The 1,983-nt window shown below is 63.6% G+C and carries 1 protein-coding gene; it reads right to left on the reverse strand.

Going from position 1 to position 1,983, the window contains the following annotated elements; genetic code table 11:
- Positions 1 to 67: 67 nt before the first annotated feature.
- A partial coding sequence (locus tag AC50YM_RS20465) for an APC family permease (RefSeq protein WP_494958764.1) occupies positions 68 to 1,983 on the reverse strand: 1,916 nt, incomplete at its 5' end.

Below are 1,983 nucleotides of genomic sequence, written 5' to 3' on the forward strand. Positions count from 1 at the left end.
TTCCAGAAGGTCTCCTCGGGTATCTCACACAGGGTAGGAGTGCGTTGGAACGAGTTCGCGGAAGTCATCACCCCACGTGGATGCGTGGGCGACGGGCGGGATCCGATTCGTGCTTCCGGATGATTTCCCGCACGACTGGAGGGGTATCACCGCGCCCGAGGAGTAGATACCGCATCAGGTGGGCGAGCGGGTTGCCTTCAGACCATTCGAAATAGGAGTGGGGGATGACGCCGGTTGTGTCCCGGATTGCTAACAGTACCGCGGCAATGGCATTCGGTGCGGCGGGGCTTTCGACCCGAAGGATACGGTGGCCATCGACTTCGACGCCGTGCACGTCGAGGGTTCCGGCGAAGTTGGACGGGTCGATGATGTCGATTTCGAGGAAGATGACGTCAGCGGTCCCGGGGACAGCGTTCTGGCCGCGCTGGTCCAGTTCCTTCTCGGCGTATTCCGGGGCGTCGCCGGCCTGGCGGCGGTTGGCGATCAGGTTCAGCGCTCCGTCGTAGTCCAGTGAGTCGGCGATGAAGCGGCGGGCGGTGTCGTCGAACCTGATGATGTCCGCGCGTAGTTCCGTGGTCCGCGCGACGCGGGAGACCAGCGAGATGGCGATGATGCCCAGGATGAAGAACGCGGAGATGGCTAGACCGTCGGGTTTCGCGATGACGTTTGCGGCCAGTGCGTAGAGCAGGATCAGTGTGAGCACCGCGAAGCCCGAGCCGGCCCTGCGTTGCCCCCGACGGAAGGCGGATATGGTGACGGCGATTGATCCGGAAACCATCATGGCCAGGATGCCGGTGGCGTATGCGCCGGCTTGTGCGTTGACGTCGGCGTTGAAGCCGATGGTGATCAGGATACTGACGCCGGTGTAGACGAGGACCACGGGGCGGACGGCTCGTCCCCATTCCGGGGCCATGCCGTAAGAGGGGAGGTAGCGCGGGACGATGTTAATCAGACCGGCCATGGCCGATGCGCCGGCAAACCACAGAATCAGGATGCTGCTGACGTCATAGACCGTTCCGAAAGTGTTTCCCAGTTGCTGGTGGGCCAGGTAAGCCAGTGCCCGCCCGTTGGCCTCACCGCCCGGCTGGAATTCCTCGGCCGGTATAAGGACAGTGGCGACGAAGCTGCTGCCCAGGAGATAAACACTCATGATCGCCGCGGCCGCAGTGAGCAGCCGGCGGGTGTTCCGCACCCGTGACGCCAGCCGCTCCTCGGGTGTCTTGCCCTTGGAGGCCACCAGCGGCATCATGCTGACACCGGTCTCGAATCCGGACAGGCCCAGGACCAGAAGCGGGAACGCGATCAGGGCCGGCCCCACGACGTCCCCGATGCCGCCCCGCGAAGCCAGATCCCCGGTCCAGGCCGCCATTGCGGAAGGGTCGCCGATGACCTGGGCTATGCCGGCGACGATGACGACGGCATTCAGGACCAGAAAAACGGCCACCAAGGGGATTGCCACAACCACGGCTTCACTGAATCCAAGGAGGAATACGCCGCCGAGTATGAGCAGCAGCACCACTGTGATGGGTACGGCCTGCCCGTGCAGGAATTCGGGGAGATATGGGTTCTCCAGCATGTGCACTGTGGCGTCGGCCGACGAGAGCGTGATCGTGATGATCCAGGACGTGGCGACAAATCCAAGAAGGATCAGCACAAAGATCTTTCCCCGCCAGAAGGGCAGCAGATTTTCAAGCATCGCCACCGACCCTTGGCCGTGGGGGCTCTCCTGAGCAACCCTCCGGTACATCGGCAGCATGCCCAGGAGCGTGAGAGCGACAATCAGGAGGGTCGCCAACGGAGACAAGGCCCCCGCCGCGAGGGCTGCGATCGCCGGCAGGTAGGAAAGCGTGGAGAAGTAGTCGACACCGGTAAGGCACATGACCTTCCACCAGGCCTGCGGCCTGGCGTGGTCTTCCGGGCTCTCCGGGCCGATCACCGGCTGGACACGGTGCTTCAGCAACCATCGGACCAGACCATTTCCGG

The sequence above is a fragment of the Pseudarthrobacter sp. RHLT1-30-1 genome, assembly GCF_059383415.1.